Here is a 25,869-nt window from a genome sequence, read left to right on the forward strand (position 1 = left end):
CTCCCGCGGCTCCCGCGGCCCCCGGCGGGGTCGCTCCCCCGGCGCCTCCGTCAGCTCCGGTGCCGGAACCGGCGGCCGGTCCGCCGCAGCCGAGCGGTGCCGAGCTCGACTACGCCGCCCTCGTCCTGTGCGGCCCCGACGAGCGCGGCGGTCGTAGGGGCCGGTTGTTCGCCGACTCCCCCGCCGACCCGGTGGCGGCCGAACACCGCCGCCGCGCCGAGGCGGTGGGCGGGCTGCCGCTGCCCGGGCACGCCGTGCGGCCCCGCGAGTCGGCGGGTTCCTTCGACCACCGGTTCGACGCCGCCGCCCGCGCCGACATTCCGTCGGACGGCACCTGGCACACCGTCACCGTCGGGGAGATCCCGGTCGGTCTGCGCACCGAGTACGTCTGTGTGCCCTCCGTGGAGCAGACCGTCTACGCGACGCTGGTGCTCTCCAACGCCACCGACCAGGCGCTGCTGGCCGGGCCGGTGGAGGTGACCGTCGACGAGGACTTCCTGCTGACCGCCGCCCTGCCCACGCTCGCCCCCGGCGGAGTCCGCCGGGTGGGGCTCGGGCCCGCCGAAGGCGTCCGGGTCACCCGTCGTACGAACCTGCGCGAGTCGACCTCGGGCCTGCGCAACAACACCACCGTGCTCGACCACCAGGTCCACGTGGAACTGGCCAACCGGCTCGCCGGGCCGGTCACCGTCGAGGTCCACGAGCGGGTTCCCGTCACCTCCGATCCGGACGTGCGGATCGAGGAACGCGCCGACTGGACGAGGCCCGAGGACGGCGCCGGACCGGAACACCACGCCCCGGGCACCCGCGTCTGGCGGGTGGACCTGCCCGCCGGGGGGACCACCGCCCTCGCCGGGGGCTACGAGATCCGCATCCCGGCCGGCAAGGCCGTGGTCGGCGGCAACCGCAGGAGCTGACACCCACCATGTCCATGCCCACGGCCCCGAAGCCGATCGCCCTTCCCGTCACCGCCGTCACCTGCCTGGAGGACCGCGCCCACATCGAGCGCACCGCCGTACTGGACCTGGCGGCGGGGGTCCAGCGGCTGCGGCTCGGTCCGGTCAGCGCGCTGACCGTCGACCGTACCCTGCACGCCGAGCTGGCCGCCGAACACCCGGCCACCGTGCTCGACGTACGCATCGTCCGTACATGGGAGCCGCGCGGACCGCTGCCGTCCGCCGACGAGGACTCCGCCCTGCGCCGGCGCGTGCGCGTCCTCGAGGAGGAGCAGCTCGCCCTGGGGCAGCGGCGCGATCGGCTGTACGCCCGGCTCGACCTGCTCGGCCGCCTCGCCGCCGATCTGCTGCGGGAGATCGGCGAGGGCGCCGGCTCCGGGGAGTCCGACGCGCCCCGCTGGGCCCGCGAGATGGACCGGGTGGACGCCGAGCGCGATACGTACGGTGAGCGACTGCGGACCGTGGACGCCCGGTTGGCCGCCCTCGCCGTCGAACTCGGGGAGACCCGGCAGGCCATGGACCGCTCGGAGACCGAACCCGCCGAAATGGTCGGTCACATCGAGCTGACCGTGGACAGCGCGGCCGCCGGTCCGGTCCGGCTGCGTCTGAGCCACCTCGTCCCGTGCGCGCTGTGGCGGCCCGCCTACCGGGCCGTACTGGACGGGGACTCGCTGACGCTGGAGACGGACGCGATGGTCTGGCAGCGCACCGGCGAGGACTGGTCCGACGTACGGCTGACCCTGTCGACGGCCCGGTCGGCGCTGGCCACCGAGCCGCCACGGCTGGGCGAGGACCGGCTGACGCTGGGGGAGCGCACGGCGGCGGAGCGCCGCACGGTCGACGTGGAACTGCGCGAGGAGGAGATCGCGGACCTTGGTCCGGCGGCCCAGGTGCTCGGCCTGCCCGGGGTGGACGACGGGGGCGAGGCGCGGGTGCTGCACTCCCCCGTACCGGTCTCCGTACGCGGGGACGGATGCGCCCACCGGGTGCCGCTCTCGGCCTTCACCACGGCCGCGCGCAGCGAGTACGCCTGCTCCCCCGAGCTGTCCCCGCTGGTCACCCGGGTGGTGTCCTTCGAGAACCGGTCCGGTCACGCCCTGCTGGCCGGTCCCGTGGATCTGGTCCGCGGCAGCGGGTTCAGCGGCCGCGGCACGGTGGACTTCACCGCACCGGGGGCCCCGGTCGAGCTCGCCTTCGGCAGCTGCGACGACCACCGGGTGGTCCGGTACTCCGAGGAGTCCCGTGACTCGGCCGGATTCACCCAGCGGACGGTGATCACCCGCACGGTCCGGCTGCACCTGTCCCGGTTCTCCGCCCCCGGGGACCACGGCGAACGCGTGGTCGTCGTCCGGGAGCGGATCCCGGTCTCGGAGGTCGCGGCGGTGGAGGTGCGCCTGCGCAAGGAGGCCTGCTCGCCGGCGCCGGACGGGGTCGATTCCGAGGGCATCGCCCGCTGGGACGTGGCGCTCGCTCCGGGCGGCCGGCGGACGGTCACCTTGGTCTACGAGTTGTCGGCGAGCTCCAAGGTCACCGGCCTCTGAGGCGGCCGCGGCCCTGACCACCGACCGCCGGCGCCTCCGGGCGCTGCCACGGGACCTCGGCGCCGGCCGCGCGTTCTGCCCGAGATGACCGTCAGGTGGTCGGCCCGCCGGTGAGGGCGTCCACCTCCGCCTGGAAGAGCAGGGCCGGGTCCAGGCCCATGCCGGTGAAGTGGCCCGCCAGTTCCAGGGACAGGGCGCCGTGCAGGCGGCTCCAGAAGGCCAGGGCCTGGCGCAGTGCCGCCGGCGGGGCGTCGGGGTGGCTGTCGGCCCATGCGCGGTGGGTGGCCAGGTGGTCCTCGAAGGCGTGCGGCTCCGTGGCCGGGGCGGCGCAGGCGTCCAGCAGGACGGACATCAGTTCCGAGGCGATCGCGGTGATGTCCGCCGGTGCGTGGTAACCGGGCACCGGGGTGCCGTAGATGAGGAAGTAGCGGTGCGGGTCCGCCAGGGCCCAGCGGCGCAGCACGTGCGCCAGTCCGGCGAGGTCCGGTCGGCCCGCGCCCGCGCCCGCGTCATCGTCGGCAGCGGCGGCGGCGGCGATGAAGGCGTCGGCGAGGCTGCGGTAGGCGTCGCGGATGAGTTCGGTGATCAGCTCGTCGCGGTTGGCGAAGTACCGGTACAACGCCGGTCCGCTCATGCCCATCTGCTTGGCGATCGCGTTGAGGGAGAGCGCGGAGGCGCCGGAGCCCGCGATCTGCTGCCAGGCCTTCTCCTTGACCTCCTCACGCACCTGCTGCCGGTACCGCTCCCGGGGGGTCTTCGTGCTGCCCGTCATGCCCGCCTCCACCTCTCGCCGCTCCCTTCTTCACCATCAGACGAGTTAGAGGCTATCACCATCGGCACAGCTACTCGCAATACGAGAAGCCACCCCTTGACATGCGCGAGATGCATCCTCATTCTTGTTATAGCTTCTAACGAACACGAGATACAGAAACTCCATGGAGGTCATGATGACGAACACCGTCGAGCGGGTCGAGGTCGTTCTGCCGGGCAAGGTCGAGCCGGAGGGCCTGCAGTTCCACCGCGGTCCCGTCCCGGCGCCGGCGGCCGGCCAGGTCGTCGTCGCCATGGAGGCCACGGGCGTCTCCTTCGCCGAGCAGCAGATGCGGCGCGGCCGGTACTACGACCAGCCGCCCTTCCCCTTCGTCCCCGGCTACGACCTGGTCGGCACGGTGCTGGCCGTCGGTGAGGGCGTCAGCACGGCGCTGCTCGGCAAGCGGGTCGCCGCCCTGACGAAGACCGGGGGCTGGGCGAGCCACGTCGCACTCACCGCCGCCGACGTGGTGGAGGTACCCGACGGGGTCAGCCCGGTGGACGCGGAGACCGCGGTCGTCAACGGCATCACCGCCTGGCAGATGCTCCACCGCAAGGCCCGGGTGCGCGCCGGCCAGACCGTCCTGGTCCACGGCGCGAACGGCGGGGTCGGCTCGATCCTGGTCCAGTTGGCGCTGGCCGCGGGCGCCCAGGTGATCGGCACGGCCTCCACCCGCCACCACGACGCGCTACGCGCCCAGGGCGTGACCCCCATCGACTACCGGTCCGGCAACGTCCCGGCACGCGTACGGGCCCTCGCGCCCGGCGGGGTGGACGCGGTGTTCGATCACGTCGGCGGCGACGGCATCCTCGCATCCTGGCGGCTCCTGGCCCCCGGCGGCACGCTCGTCTCGTACGGCAGCGCCGCCACCCGCGACGACGAGGGCTCCGGCTCGTGGCCGGTGCTCAAGCTGCTGGGCCGAGTGTGGGTGTGGAACGCGCTGCCCAACGGCCGCCGCGCGTACTTCTTCAACGTGTGGGCCGGCCGCGCCTACGCCAAGGGCCGCTTCCGGGCCCGCCTGCGCTCCGACCTCACCCAGGTGTTCACGGCCCTGCAGCACGGTGACATCACCGCCAAGGTGGCGGCCGAGATCCCGCTGGCCCGCGCCGCCGAGGCGATGCGCCTGGCCGAGTCCGGCACGGTCGCCGGGAAGGTCGTCCTCGTCCCGTGACCCGGCCGCCGGGCACCTCAGGAGAAGGGGATCCGGTCCGGTTGGCAGACCGTGCCGGGCGGCGGCAGGGTGCCGTCGACGAAGTAGCGGCTCTCGTAGTCGTTGATGCAGGTGCTGCCGTTGTTGAAGAGTGCGGTGTGGCCGTACCCGTTGTTGGTGAGCAGCCGGGCGTCCGCCAGTTCCTCGGCCATGGCCTGGGCGTCCGAGTGCGGCGTCGAGGGGTCGTACGTGGTGCCCACCACCAGCACGGGATGCGCCGTGGGCTTGTTCCACGGGCCTTCGTAGCGGTTGGCGGACCGGACCGGCCAGGTGGCGCACGGCTCACCGGACCAGGTCCAGTACCGTCCGGCGTCGCCGGCGCGCTGGGCACTGTCCTCCGCCAGACCCTCGTAGACGGCCGGGTCGCGCGGGTTGGGACTGTCGGCGCACCACACGGCGCCCGCCTGCTCCTCACCCAGGTACGGATTCGGGTTCGCGACCGGGGGCGGCGGCGGGTACTGGGGCGGCTTCGGGGTGCGGCCCTGCCAGAGGTCCTGCAGCCGGGCGGCGAGATCGGTCCAGCCCGGTTTCACGATGTAGAGGCCGCTCACCGTGTCGGCGACCGTGGCGGCGTACGTCCACGGGCCCACGGGGTGCTCGCGCAGCCGCCGCATCAGCTGGTCGAACTTGTCGCGGGTGGCTTCCGGGCTGCCGGCCGAGAAGGCGCAGCGGGCGGTGCCGGCGGATCCGCACAGGTCGAGGAACTTGTCGATGGTCGTCCCCGCGGTGCGGTCCGAGCCCATGCGCAGGAGGGTCGTGGTCCGCGGTTCGCCCGGCGAGGCGTTGTTCGTCCAGGCCAGCGGGTCGATGTTGCTGTCGAGCACCATGGCCCGGACCTTGTCCGGGAACAGATTGGCGTAGGTGGCGCCCAGGATGGTGCCGTAGGAGACGCCGAGGTAGTTGAGCTGCGGCTCGCCCACCGCCCGGCGGAGCAGTTCGAGGTCCTGGGCGGTGTCGGTCGTCGACACGTGGCGCAGGAGGTCGGCGTCGCGCTTCTCGCAACGGCGGCCCAGGTCCTCGTACGCGTCGATCCAGGTGGTGCGCTCCTTGTCGCCCACCGGGAAGCCGACCGGTTTGTCCGCCCCCCAGGCCTGGGCCTCCTCGGGGGTGTCGAAGCAGTTCACCGCGGTGCTGTTGCCGATGCCTCTGGGGTCCCAGCTGACGATGTCGAACCGTTCCCGCAGCTCCCTGGGGAAGGAGTCGTAGTTCTGCGGCACCTGCACGGTCCCGGGGCCGCCGGGACCTCCGGGGTTGACGAACAGCGTGCCCACGCGTTTCGCGGGGTCGCCGGCCTTGCGGCGGACGACGGCCAGGTCGATGGTGCGGCCGGCGGGGGCCGCGTGGTCCAGGGGCACCTTGGCGGTGGCGCAGTCCCACGGGCTACCGGCTTTGCAGGGGCTCCAGTCCAGCCGGGGGACGTTCTGCGAGGGCGACGGCTCCGCCCCGGCCGCGGCGAGGTCCGGTGCGACGAGCATCGAGGAGCAGATGGCCGCCACGGCGAGGGCTGCCGCGCGGCGGCGCCGACCGGGCACCGGCCGGGGTCCCCGTCGACGTCCGGACCCGGGTCCGGGTCCGACTCCGGGTCCAGCTGCGGGTACGGGTGCGGGTGCGGGTCCAGGCATGATCCGCCCTCCTCCGTCGCGTCGGGGGCGTGGCGCGGCCGCCGATGCCGTCGCATCGGCACGAACCGCTCATGCCTCCACCCAACCGCGTTTCGACACCGCACGCGAGCCGGGCGGGACCGGGCCGGCTCAGGCCGGACGACAGTCGTACGCGTCCGCAGGGGGGCGGATCCACGGCCCGCACGCTATTCTCCGCGCCGTGTTGATTGACATGCACATGCAGTTGCGGGTGCGGTCGCGGGCCCTGGTGTGCCTCCTCGTGCTGGCCCTCGTGGGTACGGTGACCACGGCGGCCGCCGCACCCCGGCCCCCGACCCCCGCCACGGCCGCCACGGCCCCGACGAACACCGTGAGCACCGCCGGTGCCGCGGCGAACGCCGCCGCCACCGCCCGCTGGGGCGACCGGCGGCTCGACGAGGTCGCCTTCCTGACCACCCACAACGCCTTCACCAACTACGAGGACTCCCGATGGAGTTCGGTGAACCAGTCCGAGTCCGTACGCGCCCAGCTCGACAACGGCGTACGCGGCCTGAGCCTGGACACGCACTGGTACGAACGCAGCACCTGGCTGTGCGTCATCAGCTTCGGCAGCGACTGCTACCCCAGCGACGTGTACCTGTGCCACGGCGACTGCAAGACCTTCGCCGGAGCCACCTACGCCCTGCCGCGCCAGACCTTCCACGGCACGATGCAGACCGTGGTGGACTTCCTCGCCACCCACCCGCAGGAGGTCGTGACCGTCTTCCTGGAGGACTACGTCGGCGCCGACCAGTTGCAGGCGTCCCTCGGCCGCGTCAACGGGCTGCAGAACATGCTCTTCCGGGCCGACGAGTGGGGCGTACGGCAGCACGGCTGGCCCAAGGTGGCCGATCTCGTCACCTCCGGCAAGCGGCTGCTGATCTTCTCCGACCGGTCCGACCGGGAGCACCTGGGCGTCATGTACGACAGGTCCTGGACCGTGAGCAACTTCTGGAGCCTCGGGGACCTGGGCAACGACGTCTCGTGCGTCAGCCGCTGGGCCGACGTGCCACTGGACCGTCAGGAGCCCGGATTCCGGCGCCTGTTCACGATGAGCCACCACCGCAATGTTCCCACCGTCCTCACGGCGGCCCTGGACAACGGCGCCAAGCTACGGAACCGCATCGCCGAGCAGTGCCGGTCGGCCACCGGGGGCCGCGATCCGAACTTCGTTTCCGTCGACTTCCACCGCCTGTCGGACGGGAGCGGCCACACGCCCGCCTCCATCGTCGCGGAGCTCAACGCCCGCCCCTGACCCGCCCACCGGCCCACCGGCCGGGTGGATCGCCGCGTACGGCGCGGCGTGGCACACCCGGCCGGTCAGCCCGCCTTGCGTGCGCCCAGTTCCCGTCGCTCGTCCTCCGTCAGTCCGCCCCACACACCGTAGGGCTCCTGCACGCGCAGCGCGTGGTCCAGGCATTCCGCTCGCACCGGGCACAGCTCGCAGACCTCCTTGGCCTGCTGCTCCCGTACGGCGCGCTCCTCGCCACGCTCCCCCGCCGGGTGGAAGAACCGGTCCGTACCGAGCGCCCGGCACGCCGCTTCCTCCTGCCACTCCCACAGGTGTTCCGCACGGCCCGGCAGGCGTGCCACCTTCGTCATGTCCCCACTCCCCTCATCCGCGTTCGTGTCGTTGTCCTTGCCCTTCTCCCTCACGCGTCTGACCCGGGTGCGCGTTTCGAAACACCGTCCGCGGGTGTGGCCGGGGCCGCGGCCGTGGAGACCCGGGGCAGGGCGTAGGGGTGCTTCTCGGCCAGCCAGGCGACGAGCTGTTCGCGGACCGCACAACGGGCGGTCCACAGGTCGTCCGCGTCCTTCGCGGTGACGATCGCCCGCACCACGATGGCGCTGGGCGTGGTGTCGGTGACCGCCAGGTCCCAGCCGCGGCCGTCCCACGCCTCGCAGCCGTCGAGGATCTCCTTGAGCTTCTCGCGCATCAGGGCGACGGGGGTGGTGTGGTCGCAGTGCAGGAAGACCGTGCCGGTCATCTGGATCCCGCCGCGCGACCAGTTCTCGAAGGGCCGCCCGGTGAAGTACGAGACGGGCATGGTGATGCGGCGTTCGTCCCAGGTGCGCACGGCCAGGAAGGTGAGCGTGATCTCCTCGACCACGCCCCACTCGCCGGCCACCACGACGGTGTCGCCGATCCGCACCATGTCGCCGAAGGCGATCTGGAATCCGGCGAAGAGGTTGCCGAGGGTGGACTGGGCGGCCACGCCCGCGACGATGCCGATGATCCCGGCCGAGGCCAGGAGCGAGGTGCCGACGGCGCGCAGGTCGGGGAAGGTCAGCAGCATCGCGGCCGCTGCCACCACGGCGACCACGGCGGTGACGATCCGCATGATGAGCGTCACCTGGGTGCGGACCCGGCGGACCCGGGAGGGGTCGCGGGTGCCGAGCGCGTAGCGGGCGTACGAGGACTCGACCACGGCGGAGGTCACGAGGACCACGCACCACGCGCTCGCGCCGATCAGGACGAGCGTCAGGATCCTCCCCACCGCCGTCGCGTGCTCCTGCAGCGGCTGCCACCCGATCTGCCGGTACACGGCGCGCAGCGTCGCCGCGAGCAGCAGGACGCGTACCGACGTGCGGCAGCGGCGCAGCATGGTCCAGAGCGGTGTCTCGGGGTGACGGGCGGCCGCGCGCCGCAGCAGCAGGTCGGTGACCCGGCCCGCGGCGAAGGTGAGCACGATCGCGCCGCCGATGACGGCCGGCACTTGCAGAAGGCTGTTCATGACTCCTCTGGATGGGTCTGGGGGACGGGTCCCGTCGCGCGTGCCCGGGGCACGCCGGGACAAACGGGGCGTCCGTTTCCCGATGGTGGGTACAAGCGACCACGAGACGACAGCCGAGGACGAGGTGAGTGCGCAGTGCAGACCATCGGACCGGACACCGGCGGGCCCGTATCGGACGCGCGGGGGCCGACCTTCACGCAGCTCCGTCGGCTCGCCCTGCGCGACGCCTGCCGGCAGGTCGCGCGGGGCCGCAGGTTCACCCGTGAGGCGCTGGCGGACTGGGGGTGGGACGGTCAGGACACCGCCGAGGACGCGGTCCTGGTCGTGTCCGAACTCGTCACCAACGCCAAACTGCACGCCGGCGGCTGCTACGAGCTGATGCTCCGCGCCGGAGACGTGCTGCGCGTCGAGGTCTACGACGGCCTGGGTGATCTCCCGCGACCGCTGCGCCCTTCGCGTTCGGCCCGCCCGGGCCGTCCCGGCGGGCACGGACTGCGCCTGGTGCACCGGCTCGCGGACCGCTGGGGTGTCCAGGCGGTGGGGCGCGGCAAGGTCGTCTGGGCCGAGATCGACGCCGAGCGCCTGCGAACGGGCCGACCCGGGCCCGCCTGAACCCGACGCGTCGGTCGGACGGGTTCAGGCGGGCCCGGGTCGGCCGGACGTGGTCGGCCTCACAGGGTCAGGCTCGCGGGGTCAGCTGTGCAGCAGTTCCTCGCGCAGGGAGCCCAGCGTGCGGGTGAGCAGGCGGGACACCTGCATCTGGGAGAGGCCGATCTCCTCGCCGATCTCCGCCTGGGTCATCTCCTGGCCGAAGCGCAGCTCCAGGATCTGGGTGGAGCGCTCGTCCAGGTCGGCGAGCAGGGGCGCGAGGGCCTGCCGGTCCTCCACCGCCTCCAGGGCCGGGTCGATGTCACCCATGGTCTCGGCGAGGCTGCGCGCGGCCGTGGACGCCTGAGGGCCACCGGCGGCGCTGTCCTGGGGCACGTCGAGGGACTGGGTGGAGTAGCCGTTCGCCGCGACCAGGCCCTGGCGGACCTCCTCCTCGGTGAGGTCCAGCCGCTCGGCGAGTTCCGCGGGGCTGGGCGCGCGGTCCGTCTCGGCGGTCAGCTCCTCCGTGGCCTTCGCCAGCTCCAGGCGCAGCTCCTGGAGCCGGCGCGGGACCCGCACGGCCCAGGTGGTGTCCCGGAAGTGGCGCTTGATCTCGCCCGTGATGTACGGCAGGGCGAGCGTGCTGAGCTGGGTGTTGCGCTCGGGGTCGTAGCGGTCGATGGCCTTGATCAGACCGATGACGCCGACCTGCACGATGTCCTCGTTCTCGGGGCCGCCGGGGCGGTCGCGGAACGGGCGGGCGGCGAACTGCACCAGTGAGATGTTCATCTCGATCAGGGTGTTGCGCACGTACTGGTACTCGCGGGTCCCCTCTTCGAGGCTCTGCAGCCGGTCGAAGAAGACACGGGTCAGCTCACGGGCGTCGCTGGTCGACAGTTCCCGCGGGCAGGGCACGTCCGGCAGCCCGCCGAGTGCGGGTGCTTCGCCGGTGCCACCGCCGGGGGCGGCGGTCGTCGGGATCGTCGTCGGGGTCATGGCCTCGGCCGTGGCCGTGAAGGTCATCGTCTTCGCTCCTTGGGCACGTGTGCTTGCGGTGCGGTGCGTCGCTCGAAAGCTCTGGTCAAGCGGAACTCTGCTTCCGCCTCCCCTGCACCCTGTCGGGGCAAGGGACGGACGTCAAGTAATACCGGAAAACCGGTTCGGGAATTGCATTTCGTGAGTCATCCCTCAAGAATGACCGTGTGGAGAGCGAGCACACGGGCCCCCGCCGCAACGGCTGGACCTTCCTGACGAACCATGCCCGGGTTCTGATCGCCATCGCGCGCGACCCGGGCATCCGGCTGCGCGACATCGCGGCGGAGTGCGGTCTGACCGAGCGCACCGTGCAGGCGATCGTCACGGACCTGCAGGCGGACGGGTACCTCAGCAGGACCCGGGACGGGCGGCGCAACCGCTACGTCGTCGCCTCCGGCGCGCGTTTCCGCCACCCGGCGGAGGCCGACCACGAGATCGCCGGGCTGCTCGCCTACCTGACCGGCCCCCTGCCCACACCGGCGGCGCCGTCCGCACCGTCCTCGCCGTCCTCGCCGGCCGCCGAGGTGGCGAACGACACACCCGGCCAGGGCGAGCCCCGCACCCCGGTGTAGCCCCGAGTCAGGGGCGTCCCAGGGACGGCCGTCCGAAGCGTACGGGGACCCCTGGCGAGTAGAGCACGCTCACCGGCGGCCCGGCCGGGGCGGGCAGGCCCGCGGCGGCCACCAGGTCCTCGTCGCAGTCGAGGAGCTCGGCGCGGTGCAGCGGCCAGCGCGGGTGCGCGTTCGGGACGTACAGCGGCCGGCCGAAGAGCTCCGTGTGCATGCCCCAGCGGGCGGTCAGGAAGTGCTCCAGGGCCGTCGGCTCCGCGATGGGCCCACCCACGCGCACGGCGATCCGGCTGTGGGCGCCGCGCGGGCCGGGCCGGCGCCGGCTGCTGGTGTACGTGACCGTGCCACCGCCGCGACGGACCGTCATCCGGGACCAGACGTACGGGAGCCGGAACGCCGCCCGGCCGATGGCCACCGGGAGCAGCCGGGAGGCGTCCAGCGAGCGGAAGACCACGGCGCGGCGGCCGCGGGCGTCGACGGAGTAGAGGCGGACGTTGGTCTCCGGGAAGGAGCCCAGGTAGGGGACACCGGGCAGGCGGAACCAGCCGACCTTGTGCATGCGGAAGGCGACCAGGCCGACGTACGTGACCCCGTCCAGGGTGTCCGGCACGGTGCCGGCCGGCAGCAGCGGGGCGACCTGGGCGGGGTCGGCGGCCCAGTGCAGGAAGGCCAGGTCGAGCCAGGACTGGGTGAGCAGCGGGCGGTCCACCGGGTGCGGCGGGTCGGCCGTCACCGGCTCCGGGACCGCGGCGGGCGGCGGCGTCTGACGCATTCGGCCAGTATTCCCCGCGCACCCCGCGCCGACGCCGGCGGCCCCCGGCGCCGTGCCCGTGTGTGCGTGGGGGGGGCGGCCGGCGACGGGGCGGTCCTGCCGGGCTTCGGGCTCAGGCGTCCACGGTCACGTTGACACCGGTCCCGCGTCGCGCGTCGGCTTCGGCTTCGGCTTCGGCTTCGGCTTCGGCTTCGGCTTCGGCTTCGGCTTCGGCGGGAGGAATCACCGGCACGCAGGGCTCCGCGCGGCGCGTGAGACGGCCGGCCAGCGGTTCGGTGTAGCGGGCGGTGAGCGGGCCGATGACGACGAGGAGCAGGACGTAGGCGGTGGCCAGCGGGCCGATCCTGGGTTCGACGCCCACGGCGAGACCGGCGATGACGATGGAGCCCTGCGGCGTCGACGCCCTCGCGGGTGCCGATCACGATGAGGACGTCCCCGCCCGCCAGCCGGAAGTCCGGCGCCGGCGACGGGATCGCCTCGGCGCGGCGGAGCACGGCGACGACGGACGCGCCGGACTCGGTGCGTATCCGGGTCTCCCCCAACACCCTCCCGTTCCAACGGGCATGCGAGGTCAGCTCGATCCGCTCGGCGACGAGCCCCAGGTCCGTGGTCGAGAGCAGGCCGGGGCTGTGGTGGGACGGCATCAGCGCGTCGATCAACGCGTCCGCCTCATCCGCGGTCAACCTCACCGCCGGCGCGGACGCGTCGGGATCGTCACGGTGGTACGCGTTCAGGGTCCGCGCCCCGTCCCGGTGGGCCACCACCGAGAGACGGCGGTGCTCACGGGTGGTCAGGTCGTAGCGCACGCCTATGCCCGGCAGCGGTGTCCTGCTCAGACGTGGAACGGGCACGGAAAACCCCCGGTGGGTGCGGTGACCGACGAAGGGGAGCCGCGAACTCTCCGCTCCTGCCGCCACTTTAGCGACGCTTCTTTCGCGTGGCCGGGGCCGGCGGTGCGGTGGAACGGTCGCACTCGCGGCGCCGAGCCCCCGCACCCGGTGGGGCATCATCTCCGAGAGCCCCGACGGCGGGGCATCGCGCGAAGGAGGCGTCGCATGGTCCAGTGGAAACGGATCAGCACGGGCATTCGTCCCGTACCCAGCCCTGCCGCGACCACCTCGGTCTGGGCAAAGGCGGGCGGCGCCGCCGTCGCCCTGGTCGCCGTGCTCAATCTCCTGGACGGACCCGACGACCCCACCGTCGACCTCCTGGCGCTCTCCCTCGCCGTGGCCGTGGTGAGTACGGGAGCCCGCCTCACCGCGGCCCCGGGGACCGCCCTGCTCTGCTGGCTCGTGCTCAACTTCTTCGCGACCGCGCCCGTCGGTGAGCTGAGCTGGGAGACCCCGTACGACGTCGTACGCCTCGTCTGCCTGCTCGCCGCGGCGGGCACGGGAACCGCCATCGCCCGCCTCATCCACGCGCGCGCCGCGCACCGCAGGCTCACGCCGTAGGCCGGCGCCGCTCGCAGCCGCGCATCAGCGGCGCGTCAGCCGGCGCGTCAGCCGGCGGGCGTGGCTCCGGAGGTCTTGCGCAGCACACCTATCTTGTCGATGCGGTGCTCGGGATTGCCCTGGGCGTCGCTCCAGAAGTTGCCCTCGGCGTGGTCCTCGGGCGTCGCGCAGGTCGAGATCGTGATCATGGCCTGGGTGGGAGCCGCCCCGGGCTTCCCGGGCACCGGGGCCCGCTGTTCGCCCAGTGAGGGCTCCGACCGGAAGGAGGTCTTGCGGGTCTCGGTGATCTCGTAGGTGTACACCACCTCCCCCACGGTCACCCGGACCGTGTCGCCCGGCGCGACGGTGGGCAGCCGCCCCAGCGGGCCACCGGCCGACAGGCGGTGCGCGGTGATCAGGAAATTGCCCACCTGCCCCGGCCCGACCCCGCCCCGCTTCCCGTACGGGCTGGCCGCCACACCGAGGTCCTGGATACGGGTTCCCGGCACGTCGTCGGTGGTGCCCTCGTACGGGACCACGCGCAGCCCGGTGATACCCGCGGCGGGTATGGACAGCGTGGACTCCACGGGCGCGGACGCGGGAGCGGCTGGGGGTGCGGGTGCGGCAGCGGGGGTGACCACCGCCGGAGGCGTGGCGGCCGCGGCGGGAGCGGACACCGCCGCACCGGCGGCCGTCGAGGGCGTGCACGCCACCAGCAGGGCGGTCGCGGCACCGGCCAGCACGGCGGGGACGGCTCGGTACGGGAACGGCAAGGACATGGGCATTTTCCCTGTCGGTCGATCGGCCGGGGCGGGCGGCGGGCGGGTGGACCCGATACGCCCGGCCAGAGTGACATACGGAGCAAGAGGTCCATAAGGGTCCGGCCCTGTGACCTCGCTCCCCACGGTCGGGGACACCGGTTCAGCCGATTCAACCGATTCGGAAGTCGCGGGAACTTCTTTCCGCCCCGCTGCGACTACCTCGCCGGAGGGAGCGCCGTCCCGGCTCCGGCACGGCCTGATCGGCGCCCCGTCCGTCTGGAACCGTGTACAAGAATCCGGAGTGACGATGACGGACCGGCACCAGTACCCGACCCTGGCGATCACCGCGCTGAAGCGGTGGGCGCCGCCGCCCGCTCTCGCCGGCTTCGTGGCGCTGCTCATAGTGATGTTCGGCGCCGCGTACGCGGTGGGGGCGAGCGCCGGCCCCGTGGCCCCGGGCATGCGGTCCACCGAGGTCGAGAGCCCCGGCTTCGTCGGAGACCTGGGACGGCCGCACGGGCACACCGGCGGTACGGGTGGCACGCGGTGACGGCCGAGCGGACCGAGGTGGTGGCCACCACCGATCTGGTGGTCGGCGGGATGACCTGCGCGGCCTGTGTCACCCGTGTCGAGAAGCGGCTGGCGAAGATCGAGGGTGTGAGCGCCACGGTCAACCTCGCCACCGGACGGGCCAGGGTGCTGCACCCGTCGTACGTGACGGCCGACGACCTCGTCGCGGTGGTCGAGCGGGCGGGCTACCGGGCCGAGGTACCGGCGCCGCCCGAGCCGGAGGAGGACCGGGCGCGTTCGGAGCGGACCGGAGGCTCCCCCGGCGGCGAGGAGGTGCGGCGGCTGCTGATCACCGCCCTGTTGTCCGTGCCGGTGCTGGTGCTGTCGATGGCGCCCGCCCTTCAGTTCCGCAACTGGCAGTGGCTGTGCTTCGTCCTGGCCGCGCCGGTCGCCGTCTGGGGCTCGCTGCCGTTCCACACCCGCGCGGTACGGGGGCTGCGGCACGCGGCGGCGACGATGGACACCCTGGTGTCGCTGGGCGTCGTCGCTTCCTTCTCCTGGTCGGCGTACGCGCTGTTCCTGGGCGGGGCGGGCGATCCGGGGATGCGGATGCCGTTCAGCCTGCTGCCCTCGGCCGGCGGCGGAGTGGCCCACATCTATCTGGAGGCGGCGGTCGGGGTCCCGCTGTTCGTGCTGACCGGACGCTTCCTCGAATCCCGGGCGCGCCGCGGCACAGGGGAGGCACTGCACTCGCTCGCCGGGCTGGCCGCCAAGGACGTGACCGTACGGGAGGACGGCCACGAACGGCTCGTCCCGATCGGGCAGTTGCGGGTGGGGCAGGAGTTCGTCGTCCGGCCGGGCGAGCGGGTCGCGACGGACGGGGTGGTGGCCTCCGGCGGTTCGGCCGTCGACCTTTCCCTGGTCACCGGTGAGAGCGAGCCCGTCGAGGTGGGCCCCGGCCAGGCGGTGGTCGGCGGTGCGATGAACGCGGGCGGTCTGCTGCTCGTCCGGGCCACCGCGGTCGGAGCGGACACCCAGCTCGCCCGGATCACCCGCATGGTCACCGAGGCGCAGGCCGGAAAGGCCCGGGCCCAGCGGCTGGCCGACACGGTGGCGGGAGTCTTCGTGCCGGTGGTGCTGGCGCTGGCCGTCACCGTTCTCGGCTTCTGGCTCGGTGCCGGGGCCGATCCGCAAGCAGCCGTCACGGCCTGTGTGGCCGTCCTGGTGGTGGCCTGTCCCTGTGCGCTGGGGCTGGCGACGCCCACCGCCCTGCTGACGGCCACGGGCCGGGGCGCGCAGCTGGGTCTGCTGGTCAGCGGCCCGCGGGCGCTGGAGACCCTGCGGCACGTCGACACCGTGATCCTCGACAAGACGGGCACGCTGACGACCGGCCACATGACCGTCGCGCGCGTGACCGCGGTACCGGACGGGATCGGCAGGGAGCGGGCCCTGTGGCTGGCCGCGGCGGTGGAACAGGGTTCCGAGCATCCGCTGGGCCGCGCCGTGGTCGCGTACTGCCGGCAGGAGCCGTACACCCGGCCGCCCGGCGAGGTGACCGATTTCCGAGCCACCGCGGGCATCGGGGTGACCGGGCTCGTGGAGGGCCACCGCGTGGAGGTCTGCGCCGCCGGTGCGGACCTGCATCCGTCACTGGACAGGGCCCTGGCCGAGGCGGAGGCGGCCGCGCACACTCCGGTCCTGGTCCGGGTGGACGGCGCCGACCAGGCCCTGATCGCCGTCGGGGACGTCCTGCGCCCCGGCAGCTACCGAGCCGTCGACCGGCTGCGGCGCCTGGGGGTGGAGCCGGTACTGGCCACCGGCGACCGCGAGGCCACCGCGTCCCGGGTCGCCACCGCGCTCGGCATCACGGACGTGCACGCGCACTGCTCGCCCGAGGACAAGGCGCGGCTCGTACGGGAGTTGCGCGGTCAGGGGCGCCGGGTCGCGGTGATCGGCGACGGGGTGAACGACGCCGGGGCCCTGGCCGGGGCCGATCTCGGCATCGCCATGGGGAGCGGAACGGACGTGGCCATCGGCGCGGCCGACGTCACGCTGGTACGCGGCGACATCGAGGCGGTAGCCGACGCCGTCGAGCTGGCCAGGCGGACCCTCGGGACGATCCGGACCAACCTCGTCTGGGCCTTCGGGTACAACGTGGTCACCGTGCCGCTCGCCGCGGTGGGGCTGCTCAACCCGATGGTGGCGGCCGCCGCGATGTCGGTGAGTTCCCTGATGGTGGTGGCCAACAGTCTCCGGTTGCGTACGTGGCAGCCGGCACCGCAATCACACCGGGCGGGTGCCCACAGCCGAACGAGAGGTACGGGGCGATGACGCGTTCACCTTCGGAGCGGTCCCCGGGCAGCTGGTTCCCGACCCGTCGACGCGCGCGCGAGGGGCTGCGCGCCGCGCTCGTCCCGGTGGTCGCCTGCTCGGTCGCGCTGGCCGGGCTGACGGCCTGGACCTCGTCCGGCGCCGCGGGCAGCCCACCACAGATCGCCGCCGGGAACGGTCGTGTCCTGCTGCCCCAGGGCAGCAGCCGGGAGACGGCCGCCTTCTTCGACATCACCAACATCGGTGGCTCGGAGGACCAGTTGACCGAGGTGACGTCACCCGGGGTCGAGGAGACACTGCTCAGCCGGCGCGAGCGCGCCGGGCTCGGGGCCGACCTCGTCCGGACGACGGATTCGGTGCGGGTGCCCGCGGGTGACACCGTCACCATGTCCCCCTTCGACCTGAGCGTCACGACCCGGACGAAGGAAATGGGCTGGCAGGCGGGCGACATGGTGCCGTTCGTCCTCCACTTCCGCTACAGCGCGCCGATCGAGGTGGTGGCGGTCGTGGTCCGGCCCGGCAGCTGACATCGGGTACCCGCAGGCGTTCCCGGAGCCGGCCTCTGCGATCGTGTGTCGCATGGCCGAACTGGTGGAGCAGGTCGATGAGCGGGACCGCGTGGTGGCGGTCGTGGACCGCGCGGAGGCGATCCGGGAGCGCCGGCTGCACCGCGTCGCGACGATCGTGTGCCGCGACGGCGACGGACGGATCCTCGTACACCGTCGACCGGACGACGCGTCCCGCTTCCCGGGGCAGTTCAACTGGATGCTCGGTGGCGCCGTCGAGGTCGGCGAGTCCTACGAGGAAGCGGCCGCCCGGGAACTCGCGGAGGAGCTCGGGGTGCGGGCCGCGCCGCGCTTCGTGTTCAAGTTCCTGTGCGACGGCGCGATCGGCCCCTACTGGCTGGGCCTTCACGAAGCCGTGGTCACGGCACCGGTTCGGCCCGATCCGGGGGAGGTCGTCTGGTTCGACTGGCTGACGGAGCCTGAGCTCGACGAGCTCGTGCGCGGCTCCGCGTTCGTCCCGGAAGCCCGCGAGGCGTTCGACCGGCATCGCGCCCTGGGTAGCGCGCGCCGCCCCTGAGTCGGGGGCGCCGAGTCGGGGGCGCCTTCGGCCCGGCGCACGGGTCGCCGGGGTGGTCCGCATCGATCCGGTCCGACCGGGTAGTCGCGCGAGGACAGCACGACCGTCGTACGGTCCGCCGCGTACCGCGTGACACCGCGTGGCGGACGGTCGGCGCCGTGACCGCTACCGAGCCGAGGTGTTCCCCATGCACGCCCTTCCCGACGACCCGGTACCGCCCAACCCCACGCCGGCGCCCGGGCCCGGCCCCGGGCCGGGGCCCGGTCCGCTTCCGGGGCCCGTTCCCGGTCCCGGCGGCCCCGATCCCGTACCTCCGGAGCCGCCCCGGCCCGAACCCGACCCCTGGCCGGAGCCCGCCCCCGGGCCCGATCCGCTGCCTCCGCCCGGTCCGCTGCCCGGGCCGGTACCGGCTCCCGCACCGGTGTCCGCCCCCAGGGGCTGAGAAGCGCGGACCGCTCGCCCGCCCGTTCGCTCACGAAGAGTGACGTACTGCCACGGCATGCACAGCTTCAACCCGCCGGTAGGGGGTATGTGGCTTGAGGGAACTCCCCGAGGAGGCGACATGCCCGCCACTCTCCGTACCGAGGTCGGCTCCGCGTCGCTGCGGGACGTTCGCGAGATCCGCGATCCGCAGTCCGTGAGCACCGCAGAGGCACACGACCTGTCGGTCACCCTCTTCCGCCGGCTGCGTGAACTGGACGAGGGGACCGCAGAGTACTCGTACGTGCGCAACACCCTGGTCGAACTGAATCTGAGCATGGTCAAGTACGCGGCCACGCGCGTCCGCCACGTCGGCGCACCGTGGGAAGACGTCATACAGGTCGGCACGATCGGCCTGATCAAGGCCATCAACAGGTTCGATCCGGAGCGCGGGTTCGAGTTCATGTCGTTCGCCCTGCCCACCATCGTGGGAGAGATCAAGCGGTACTTCCGCGACACGACCTGGGCCGTCCGCGTACCGCGCCGGCTGCAGGAGTTGCGCATCGACCTGGCCAAGGCGAACGACGCCCTGGAGCAGGAGCTGGGTCACGCTCCGCGGGCGCAGGAGCTCGCCGACCGGCTGGACATCACGGTGGAGGAGGTCTGCGAGGGCCGGCTCGCGGCCAACGGCTTCAGCAGCCTGTCCCTCGACGTCCCCATGACGGCGGAGGACGACGAGCCGCCCGGTGTTTCGGCGCGCAGCCTCGGTGTCGAGGAGAGCGGGTACGAGACGGTCGAGGACTTGGAATCGCTGAAACCGCTGATGGGAGAGCTGTCCGAACGGGACCGGACGATACTCGCCCTGCGTTTCGGGGAGGAGCTGACCCAGGCCGAGATCGGCGAGCGCCTGGGCATGTCCCAGATGCACGTGTCCCGGCTGCTGGCCCGGATCCTGGGCCGACTGCGGGAGGGGCTGCTCGCCGAGGAGCCGCGGACCGAGGTGGCATGAGACGGTCCCCTTCCGCACGGGACGGACAGGCATATCGCGCTGGAACCCGGGCAGGTGCAGCAGTGCACGACGGAAGGGTGATGCCGGATGGTCCCGGAAGCGAAGAGCGAACGCTTCACCGTCGCGGTCCAGGCCGTGGACGGAGCCGTTGTCCTCGCGCTCGCGGGGGAACTGGACCACGACACGGCGCAGCCGCTGAGGGATGCGCTGGACGGGGCACTCGCCCCGGGGCGTCGGCTGCTGGTCGATCTGGCAGGGCTCGGATTCTGTGATTCCACCGGGCTGAACGTGCTGCTGAACACGCGCCTCGCGGCTCAGGAGACGGGGGCCACCCTGGAGCTGGTCGGCCTGCACGGACCCGTCGCCCGTATGTTCCGGATCACCGGTGCGGACGGCGTGTTCCCCGTCCACTCCGATGTGGGGGAAGCCCTGAGGACGACACGCGGCGGAGGAGCCTGAGCGTCATGGAGCAGCCCGGGCCGTCAGACCGGACCTGGAGCCTGATCCTGTCCGGAACCACCGACGTCGTCTCGCGCAGCCGTGACTTCGCCCGCCAGGCGCTCACCGCCTGGCACTGGCTCCCGGGAACGGGTGAGATCGCCCGGGAGACCGCCGAGGACGTGCTCCTGCTGGTGTCGGAGGTGGTGGCCAACGCCTGCCTGCACGGCGGAGGGCCCCGCGCGCTCGTCCTGGACTGCTCGGCCGAGCGGCTACGGATCGAGGTCACGGACGGCAACCCGGCCCCGCCGGTACGCGTGCCGGCGCACGGTCCCGGCGACCGGGGACAGCCGGGCGGTCACGGGCTGCTGATCGTGGAGCGTCTGGCCCGGGACTGGGGCTCCGAACCGGGGGTGGACGGCAAGCGGGTGTGGTGCGAGGTGCCGTGCCCCCCGGGGATCCGCGTTCCCGGATGACGGCGGCGAACCGGGCGGCGGCCGCCGACCGGCGGCGAACCGGACGATCGTGGACCCGACGCTCCCGGGATGTCCCGGTCCGCACCACGTGTCACAGTGATTGCGGAGGCGTCCATGGACGATGCGCGACAACGCCCTGAGCTGGGCGAGGAGGCGCTGCGGCGGCTCCTGGACGGGCTGACGGCCGTCCGCGACGGAGACTTCACCACCCGGCTGCCGGCCGACTCCGAGGGCCTCCTGGGCGAGATCGCCACGGTCTACAACGGCATGGTCGAGCAGCTGTCCCTGGTCACGTCGGAGGTGACCCGGGTGGCCCGCGAGGTCGGCGGCCAGGGACTGCTCGGCGGGCACGCACAAGTACACCGGGTGAGCGGCATCTGGCAGGAACTGGCCACCGGAGTCAACACCATGGCCGACAACCTCACCTCCCAGGTCCGCTCGATCGCCCAGGTCGCCACCGCCGTCGCGGGCGGCGACCTCACGCGCAAGATCCGGGTGGACGCGAGTGGCGAGATCCTGGAACTGAAGGAGACCATCAACACGATGGTCGACCGGCTCTCGTCCTTCGCCGAGGAGGTCACGCGCGTCGCCCGCGAGGTCGGCACGGAGGGCAAGTTGGGGGGCCAGGCCACCGTGCAGGGCGTCTCCGGCACCTGGAAGGACCTGACCGACAACGTCAACTCCATGGCCGACAACCTGACCAATCAGGTGCGCAACATCGCCCAGGTGACCACGGCGGTCGCCCAGGGCGATCTCACGCGCAAGATCGACGTTTCGGCCCGGGGCGAGATCCTGGAACTCAAGACCACCATCAACACCATGGTCGACCAGCTGTCCTCCTTCGCCGCCGAGGTCACCCGCGTCGCCCGCGAGGTCGGCAGCGAGGGCAAGCTGGGCGGCCAGGCCGAGGTCGAGGGCGTCTCCGGCACCTGGAAACGGCTCACCGAGAACGTCAACGAGCTGGCCGGCAACCTGACCCGCCAGGTGCGCGCCATCGCGGCGGTGACCAGTGCCGTGGCCGAGGGCGACCTCACCCGGTCGATCACGGTCGAGGCCCCGGGGGAGGTCGGGGATCTGAAGGACAACATCAACGCGATGGTCGAGTCGCTGCGCATGACCACCCGCGCCAACCAGGAACAGGACTGGCTCAAGACCAATCTCGCCCGGGTCTCGGCCCTGATCCAGGGAACCCGCGACCTCACCGACCTGGCGCAACTGATCATGAACGAGGTACCACCGCTGGTGAACGCCCAGTACGGCGCCTTCTTCCTCGCCGAGGACGACCAGGAAGGCAGGTTCCTGATCATGCGGGCCGCCTACGGGATGCCGGACGACCCCGCCGCTCCCCCGCGCCGTTTCCGCTTCGGCCAGTCGCTGGTCGGGCAGGCCGCCGGCGGGCGTCGCACCCTCACCGTGGAGGGGGTGCCGCCCGGGTACGCCACCATCGCCTCCGGTGCCGGCGCCGCCGAGCCGGCCGTCCTCGTCGTCCTGCCGATCGTGGTGGAGGGCCAGGCCCTGGGCGCTGTCGAACTGGCCTCGCTCGCCCCGTTCTCCCCCATCCACCGGGACTTCCTCGACCATTTCATCGAGGCCATCGGCGTGAGTGTCAATGCGCTGATCGCCAATGCCCGTACGGACGAGCTGCTGGAGCGGTCGCAGAGCCTGACGGCCGAACTGAGTTCACGGTCCCAGGAACTCCAGTCCCGACAGGGCGAGTTGCAGCGATCCAATGCCGAGCTCGAGGAGAAGGCGGCCCTGCTGGCCGACCGGAACCGGGACATCGAACGCAAGAACCTGGAGATCGAGCAGGCGCGGCGGGAACTCGAAGTGCGGGCCCAGCAGCTGTCGCGGACCTCCATGTACAAGTCGGAGTTCCTGGCCAACATGAGCCACGAACTGCGCACTCCGCTCAACAGCCTGCTGATCCTGGCCCAGTTGCTGTCGCGCAATCCGGACGGGAACCTCACCGACAAACAGGTCGACTACGCCGAGGTCATCCACTCCGCCGGTTCCGACCTGCTCCAGCTGATCAACGACATCCTCGACCTCTCCAAGGTCGAGGCGGGCAAGATGGACCTGCACCCCGAGGTCTTCCCGCTCCAGCAGCTCCTGTCCTCCCTCGACGCCACCTTCCGGCCCGTCGCGGCCGCCCGCGACCTGGAGTTGCGGGTCGTCACCGGGGGCGGACTGCCCGACGTCCTGTTCACCGACCAGGCCCGGCTACGCCAGGTACTGCGCAATCTGGTCGCCAACGCGGTGAAGTTCACCGAGCAGGGGCACGTGGAGCTACGGGTGGACCGGGCGACCACGACCGAGCTGCCGCCCGCGCTGGGCCAGGGCGATGCGCCCGTCGCGGCCTTCCGGGTGTCCGACACGGGCATCGGCATCCCCGAGGACCGGTTGGAGACCGTCTTCAACGCCTTCCAGCAGGGCGACGGCACCACCAGCCGCCACTACGGAGGTACGGGGCTGGGCCTGTCCATCAGCAGAGAGGTGGCCCACCTGCTGGGCGGCCTGATCGAAGCCCGGTCCACGCCGGGGGAAGGCAGCGTCTTCACCCTCTTCCTTCCGCTCCGGACGCCGGAGCAGGCCGCACTGCGGTCCGCGGCGCCGCCGAGGACCTCCGACACGGATACCCCCGACGCCCCGGTGGACGGCGCGGCGGCTCCCCGTCCGCTCCCGCACCCGCCCGCCGACGTGCCGCAAGGCTCCGTACCGGCCGAACCGCTTCCCGAGGAGCCCGCGGTGGCACCCGGCCCCACCGTTCTCGTCGTGGACGACGACGCCCGCAACGTCTTCGCGCTCACGGAGGTACTCCGGCGCGAGGGCATGCGGGTCCTGCGGGCCGAGGACGGCCGCACCGGCATGGAGCTCCTGGCCGAGCACGACGACGTGGACCTCGTCCTGATGGACGTGATGATGGCGGGCATGGACGGCTACGCCACCACGGCCGCCATCCGCGCGCTGCCCGGTTACACGAACGTCCCGATCGTCGCCGTCACCGCCCAGGCCATGCCGGGGGACCGTGAGAAGGCGCTGGCCGCCGGGGCGGACGACTACGTCACCAAGCCGGTCGACGCGGACGACCTGGCCGCGCGCATCCACACCTGGCTGACGTGAGGCGGGCTCGCGGTGGTCGGCACCGCGCCCTGATCCGCCCTGACCGACAGGACACCCCCTACCGCAGGACCCGGACGAGCACCAGGCTCGTGTCGTCGTCCGTGTCCCCGCGCACCTCCGCGAGCAGCCTGTCGGCCATGTCGTCGAGTTCGGCGCCCGCGTGCCTCTCCACGATCCGGGTGAGCCGCTCCATCCCGTCGTCCAGGGAGCTGTGGTGCCGCTCGACGAGCCCGTCCGTGTAGAAGACCAACAGGTCACCGGCCCGCAGCGTCGTCACCGTCTCCGTGTAGACGACCGAGGGCACCGCGCCCAGCAGCAGGTCCCGGGGCGTGTCGAGCAGCACCGCCCGGCCCTCCCTGAGCAGGATCAGCGGCAGGTGGCCGGCGCTGGACCAGCGCAGGACCCGGTCGTGCGGGTCGTAGTGGGCGCAGACCGCGGTGGCCGTGGACTGCCGCGGGTCCGCGAACGCGACCCCGTTGAGCCACCCCATCAGTTGCCCGGCGGAGCCACCGGTGAAGGCGAGGCCCCGCAGGGCGTTGCGCAGCGCCACCATGGTGGTCGCCGCGCCGACCCCGTGCCCGGCGATGTCGCCGACCACCAGCATCACCCGGTCCTCGGGCAGCGGCAGTACCTCGTACCAGTCGCCGCCCACCCGGTAGTCCTGGGCGGCGGGCCGGTAGCGGGCGGTGACGAGGAGCCCGGGGAGCCGGATCGAGGCCGGTACCTCGGGCAGGATGGCCTTCTGGAGCTGGAGGACGAACCGGTGGCGCGCCGCGGCCTGCGCCTGCGCGGCTGTGAGCTGGTCGTACGTGGCGCCGAGGGCCAGTTCGGTGCGGTGCTGGGCGGAGACGTCCTGGAAGACCCCGGTGACCGCCACGGTGACCGGCCCCTTCAGGAGCGGTTCCGCGCTGATCCGCACGTGGCGCATGCCGCCGTCGTCCCGGATCACCCGGATCAGGGTGTGCGCACCCTCCTGACGTACGGTCAGAGCCTCCAGGAGCGCGGCCAGTTGTCCCTTGTCGTCCCGGTGGGTCCGGGACATCAGGTCGCGCAGCGGGACGCCGGGGCCGCCCCGTTCCATTCCGAAGATCGAGTAGGCGCGTTCGCCCCAGCGCGACACCCCGCTGACGAGATCGTCCTCGAACAGGGCGAGGTGGTCCAGCCGGTCCAGCACCGAGGGCAGCAGCAGGCCGGGGTCGTCGGAGGTGTGCCAGAGGACGACGGCCCGCTCCGGACCGAGCGGCAGTGTCCGTACGTCGATCAGCGCCCCGGCGCCCTGGTTCGCGATCCGGTCCACCCGGCGCGGAGCGGCTGTGGTGCGCGCCTCGTCGATCAGGCGCACCAGGTCCATGCAGTGCGCGGGCAGCACCTCGGCCAGGTGGCGCCCGGCGGGCTGCGGCACGCCGGCGAGCTGCCGCGCCGCGGCCGGGTTGGCATGGGCGATGAGCCAGTCGGGGCCGTCCGGCCCCTCGGTGCGGGTGAGCGCGAGCGCCGCGTCGGTGAGGCAGTCCAGCAGGATCCGGAGCATCAGCGGGTCGCCGAAGCCGTCCGGATCCGGCGCGGCGTCCAGGACCCTCACCGCGTTGTCGGCGACCGCTTCCACTTCCTTGCGCATGGGTGGGTCGAAAGCCACCGGCCCCGACCAGCAGGCCAGCAGGACGCCGACGACGCCGCCCCGGTCCAGCAGGGGGAGAACGGCCCGCCCGGCGTCGGGCACCGGTCCGGGCAGCGGATCTCCGTCCGGTGGGCCGTGGGGCAGCCAGCCGGGCTCACCCGTGTCCAGTGCGCCGCGCAGGGCGCCGTTCACGTGGGCGGGCACCCATTGCCAGTGGGTGGACTGCAGGTCGTTCCCGCCGGCGTGCGCGGCCAGCTCCAGGCAGTCCGTGGCGGTTCTGCGCCACAGCCACACCGCTTGTACGCCGAGGTGGCTCAGACCGCCGTGCAGCAGTGCTTCGGCGGCCTGGCCGGCGGCCGAGGCCACGCCCAGTGCGGCATCGGTCCGTCGTAGCCGGCGCGCCGTTGCCGGGTGATCCTCGGCGGCGGGCGGACGGGGGGCCGCGTCGGTGGACCCGGCGGCCGCGTTCACGATGTCCGCGGCGACGTCGGGCGCACCGACGCCCGTGCTCGCGGCCAGCCGGCTCAGGTGGGCGGCCGCCGCGGAGGGGGGTGCGGAGAGCTGGGCGACCAGGATCCCGGTCGCCAGATCGAGCAGGTGACGATCCGCGCGCTCGGCCCGGAGCTCGGCGATCTCGTCGGTCAGGGCTCGTACGGCTCGCCGGAGGCCGCTGGGATCGGGGGGAGGCCGGGTGGCCGGTCCGTCGGCGGGGACGTCCATGTCGGCTCCGGTGGGCCGGGGGGACGGCGCCGACCGCGTAAGGAAGAGATCCGGATCGAGTCTACTCGGGCATGCACCCCGGCGCGGGACGGCCGGGGT

General features: G+C 72.9%; 23 protein-coding genes and 2 pseudogenes. 15 read left to right on the forward strand and 10 right to left on the reverse strand.

The window, feature by feature from the left end:
* Together AB8A24_RS17225 and AB8A24_RS17230 are read left to right on the forward strand one after the other, a co-directional pair.
* The coding region (locus tag AB8A24_RS17225) for a DUF4139 domain-containing protein (protein ID WP_369476441.1) at positions 1-917 on the forward strand (917 nt) is incomplete at its 5' end.
* A gap of 14 nt (positions 918-931) precedes the next feature.
* A complete protein-coding gene (locus AB8A24_RS17230) occupies positions 932-2,497 on the forward strand; it encodes a mucoidy inhibitor MuiA family protein (RefSeq protein WP_369476515.1) in 1,566 nt (521 codons plus the stop codon).
* Between the two features lie 91 nt (positions 2,498-2,588).
* Here AB8A24_RS17230 and AB8A24_RS17235 read toward each other — a convergent pair whose 3' ends face one another.
* Positions 2,589-3,269: a TetR/AcrR family transcriptional regulator gene (locus tag AB8A24_RS17235; RefSeq protein ID WP_369476443.1), complete on the reverse strand. Its 681-nt coding sequence runs from the start codon at positions 3,267-3,269 to the stop codon at positions 2,589-2,591.
* 163 nt (positions 3,270-3,432) lie between these two features.
* On the opposite strand from AB8A24_RS17235, the gene AB8A24_RS17240 reads away from it, so the two are divergent.
* Positions 3,433-4,479 (forward strand): medium chain dehydrogenase/reductase family protein, encoded by a 1,047-nt coding sequence (locus AB8A24_RS17240; protein ID WP_369476445.1) that lies wholly within the window; start codon positions 3,433-3,435, stop codon positions 4,477-4,479.
* A gap of 17 nt (positions 4,480-4,496) precedes the next feature.
* Here AB8A24_RS17240 and AB8A24_RS17245 read toward each other — a convergent pair whose 3' ends face one another.
* Entirely contained in the window at positions 4,497-6,050 is a 1,554-nt protein-coding gene (locus AB8A24_RS17245; protein ID WP_328965170.1) for an alpha/beta fold hydrolase, read from the reverse strand.
* 289 nt (positions 6,051-6,339) lie between these two features.
* Here AB8A24_RS17245 and AB8A24_RS17250 point away from each other — a divergent pair, with 289 nt between their 5' ends.
* A complete protein-coding gene (locus tag AB8A24_RS17250) occupies positions 6,340-7,413 on the forward strand; it encodes a PI-PLC domain-containing protein (RefSeq protein ID WP_369476447.1) in 1,074 nt (357 codons plus the stop codon).
* A 65-nt stretch (positions 7,414-7,478) separates the two neighbouring features.
* On the opposite strand, the gene AB8A24_RS17255 is transcribed toward AB8A24_RS17250, so the two are convergent.
* Together AB8A24_RS17255 and AB8A24_RS17260 are read right to left on the reverse strand one after the other, a co-directional pair.
* Positions 7,479-7,760 (reverse strand): WhiB family transcriptional regulator, encoded by a 282-nt coding sequence (locus AB8A24_RS17255; RefSeq protein ID WP_328965168.1) that lies wholly within the window; start codon positions 7,758-7,760, stop codon positions 7,479-7,481.
* 50 nt (positions 7,761-7,810) lie between these two features.
* Positions 7,811-8,893, reverse strand: a complete 1,083-nt coding sequence (locus AB8A24_RS17260; protein WP_266386325.1) for a mechanosensitive ion channel family protein — start codon at positions 8,891-8,893, stop codon at positions 7,811-7,813.
* Between the two features lie 135 nt (positions 8,894-9,028).
* Between AB8A24_RS17260 and AB8A24_RS17265 the strand changes: the two genes are divergently transcribed.
* A complete protein-coding gene (locus tag AB8A24_RS17265; RefSeq protein ID WP_328965166.1) occupies positions 9,029-9,505 on the forward strand; it encodes an ATP-binding protein in 477 nt (158 codons plus the stop codon).
* Between the two features lie 81 nt (positions 9,506-9,586).
* Here the strand turns inward: AB8A24_RS17265 and AB8A24_RS17270 are convergent, their stop codons facing one another.
* Entirely contained in the window at positions 9,587-10,504 is a 918-nt protein-coding gene (locus AB8A24_RS17270) for a SigB/SigF/SigG family RNA polymerase sigma factor (protein WP_369476448.1), read from the reverse strand.
* A gap of 179 nt (positions 10,505-10,683) precedes the next feature.
* On the opposite strand from AB8A24_RS17270, the gene AB8A24_RS17275 reads away from it, so the two are divergent.
* Complete coding sequence (locus AB8A24_RS17275) at positions 10,684-11,088, forward strand: helix-turn-helix domain-containing protein (protein ID WP_328965164.1); 405 nt, start codon at positions 10,684-10,686, stop codon at positions 11,086-11,088.
* Positions 11,089-11,095: 7 nt separating this feature from the next.
* Here the strand turns inward: AB8A24_RS17275 and AB8A24_RS17280 are convergent, their stop codons facing one another.
* The 3 genes and pseudogenes from AB8A24_RS17280 to AB8A24_RS17290 form a co-directional block, all read right to left on the reverse strand.
* The gene (locus AB8A24_RS17280; RefSeq protein WP_369476450.1) at positions 11,096-11,857 is read right to left on the reverse strand and encodes a YqjF family protein; all 762 of its coding nucleotides are present in this window, start codon (positions 11,855-11,857) and stop codon (positions 11,096-11,098) included.
* A gap of 112 nt (positions 11,858-11,969) precedes the next feature.
* Positions 11,970-12,248, reverse strand: a pseudogene (locus AB8A24_RS17285) (cation:proton antiporter); the annotation flags it as partial.
* Positions 12,247-12,708, reverse strand: a pseudogene (locus tag AB8A24_RS17290) (cation:proton antiporter regulatory subunit); the annotation flags it as partial. The pseudogenes AB8A24_RS17290 and AB8A24_RS17285, both read right to left, overlap by 2 nt.
* Positions 12,709-12,912: 204 nt before the next feature.
* On the opposite strand from AB8A24_RS17290, the gene AB8A24_RS17295 reads away from it, so the two are divergent.
* Complete coding sequence (locus tag AB8A24_RS17295; protein ID WP_369476452.1) at positions 12,913-13,308, forward strand: DUF4118 domain-containing protein; 396 nt, start codon at positions 12,913-12,915, stop codon at positions 13,306-13,308.
* 47 nt (positions 13,309-13,355) lie between these two features.
* Here the strand turns inward: AB8A24_RS17295 and AB8A24_RS17300 are convergent, their stop codons facing one another.
* Positions 13,356-14,066 carry a class E sortase gene (locus AB8A24_RS17300; protein ID WP_328965161.1) on the reverse strand — a complete coding sequence of 237 codons (711 nt, stop codon included), beginning with the start codon at positions 14,064-14,066 and terminating at the stop codon, positions 13,356-13,358.
* 289 nt (positions 14,067-14,355) lie between these two features.
* On the opposite strand from AB8A24_RS17300, the gene AB8A24_RS17305 reads away from it, so the two are divergent.
* The 8 genes from AB8A24_RS17305 to AB8A24_RS17340 all read left to right on the forward strand — a co-directional run bounded on the left by AB8A24_RS17305 (position 14,356) and on the right by AB8A24_RS17340 (position 23,435).
* Complete coding sequence (locus tag AB8A24_RS17305) at positions 14,356-14,598, forward strand: hypothetical protein (protein ID WP_369476454.1); 243 nt, start codon at positions 14,356-14,358, stop codon at positions 14,596-14,598.
* 50 nt (positions 14,599-14,648) lie between these two features.
* Positions 14,649-16,889: a heavy metal translocating P-type ATPase gene (locus AB8A24_RS17310; protein WP_369476517.1), complete on the forward strand. Its 2,241-nt coding sequence runs from the start codon at positions 14,649-14,651 to the stop codon at positions 16,887-16,889.
* A complete protein-coding gene (locus AB8A24_RS17315; protein WP_328965159.1) occupies positions 16,886-17,416 on the forward strand; it encodes a copper chaperone PCu(A)C in 531 nt (176 codons plus the stop codon). The genes AB8A24_RS17310 and AB8A24_RS17315 overlap by 4 nt, the downstream gene beginning before the upstream one ends.
* A gap of 52 nt (positions 17,417-17,468) precedes the next feature.
* Positions 17,469-17,972 carry an NUDIX hydrolase gene (locus tag AB8A24_RS17320; RefSeq protein WP_369476456.1) on the forward strand — a complete coding sequence of 168 codons (504 nt, stop codon included), beginning with the start codon at positions 17,469-17,471 and terminating at the stop codon, positions 17,970-17,972.
* A 562-nt stretch (positions 17,973-18,534) separates the two neighbouring features.
* Positions 18,535-19,401, forward strand: a complete 867-nt coding sequence (locus AB8A24_RS17325) for a SigB/SigF/SigG family RNA polymerase sigma factor (RefSeq protein WP_369476458.1) — start codon at positions 18,535-18,537, stop codon at positions 19,399-19,401.
* An 87-nt stretch (positions 19,402-19,488) separates the two neighbouring features.
* Positions 19,489-19,860 (forward strand): STAS domain-containing protein, encoded by a 372-nt coding sequence (locus AB8A24_RS17330; protein ID WP_266386347.1) that lies wholly within the window; start codon positions 19,489-19,491, stop codon positions 19,858-19,860.
* A gap of 5 nt (positions 19,861-19,865) precedes the next feature.
* Positions 19,866-20,315, forward strand: coding sequence for an ATP-binding protein (locus tag AB8A24_RS17335; RefSeq protein ID WP_328965156.1), 450 nt, complete (start codon positions 19,866-19,868; stop codon positions 20,313-20,315).
* A gap of 114 nt (positions 20,316-20,429) precedes the next feature.
* On the forward strand, positions 20,430-23,435 hold the full coding sequence (locus AB8A24_RS17340) for a HAMP domain-containing protein (protein WP_369476460.1): 3,006 nt from the start codon (positions 20,430-20,432) through the stop codon (positions 23,433-23,435).
* A gap of 58 nt (positions 23,436-23,493) precedes the next feature.
* Here AB8A24_RS17340 and AB8A24_RS17345 read toward each other — a convergent pair whose 3' ends face one another.
* A complete protein-coding gene (locus AB8A24_RS17345; protein WP_369476462.1) occupies positions 23,494-25,770 on the reverse strand; it encodes a PP2C family protein-serine/threonine phosphatase in 2,277 nt (758 codons plus the stop codon).
* Between the last annotated feature and the right edge of the window lie 99 nt (positions 25,771-25,869).

This window comes from Streptomyces sp. BF23-19, from assembly GCF_041106355.1.
Lineage (GTDB): Bacteria > Actinomycetota > Actinomycetes > Streptomycetales > Streptomycetaceae > Streptomyces > Streptomyces virginiae_A.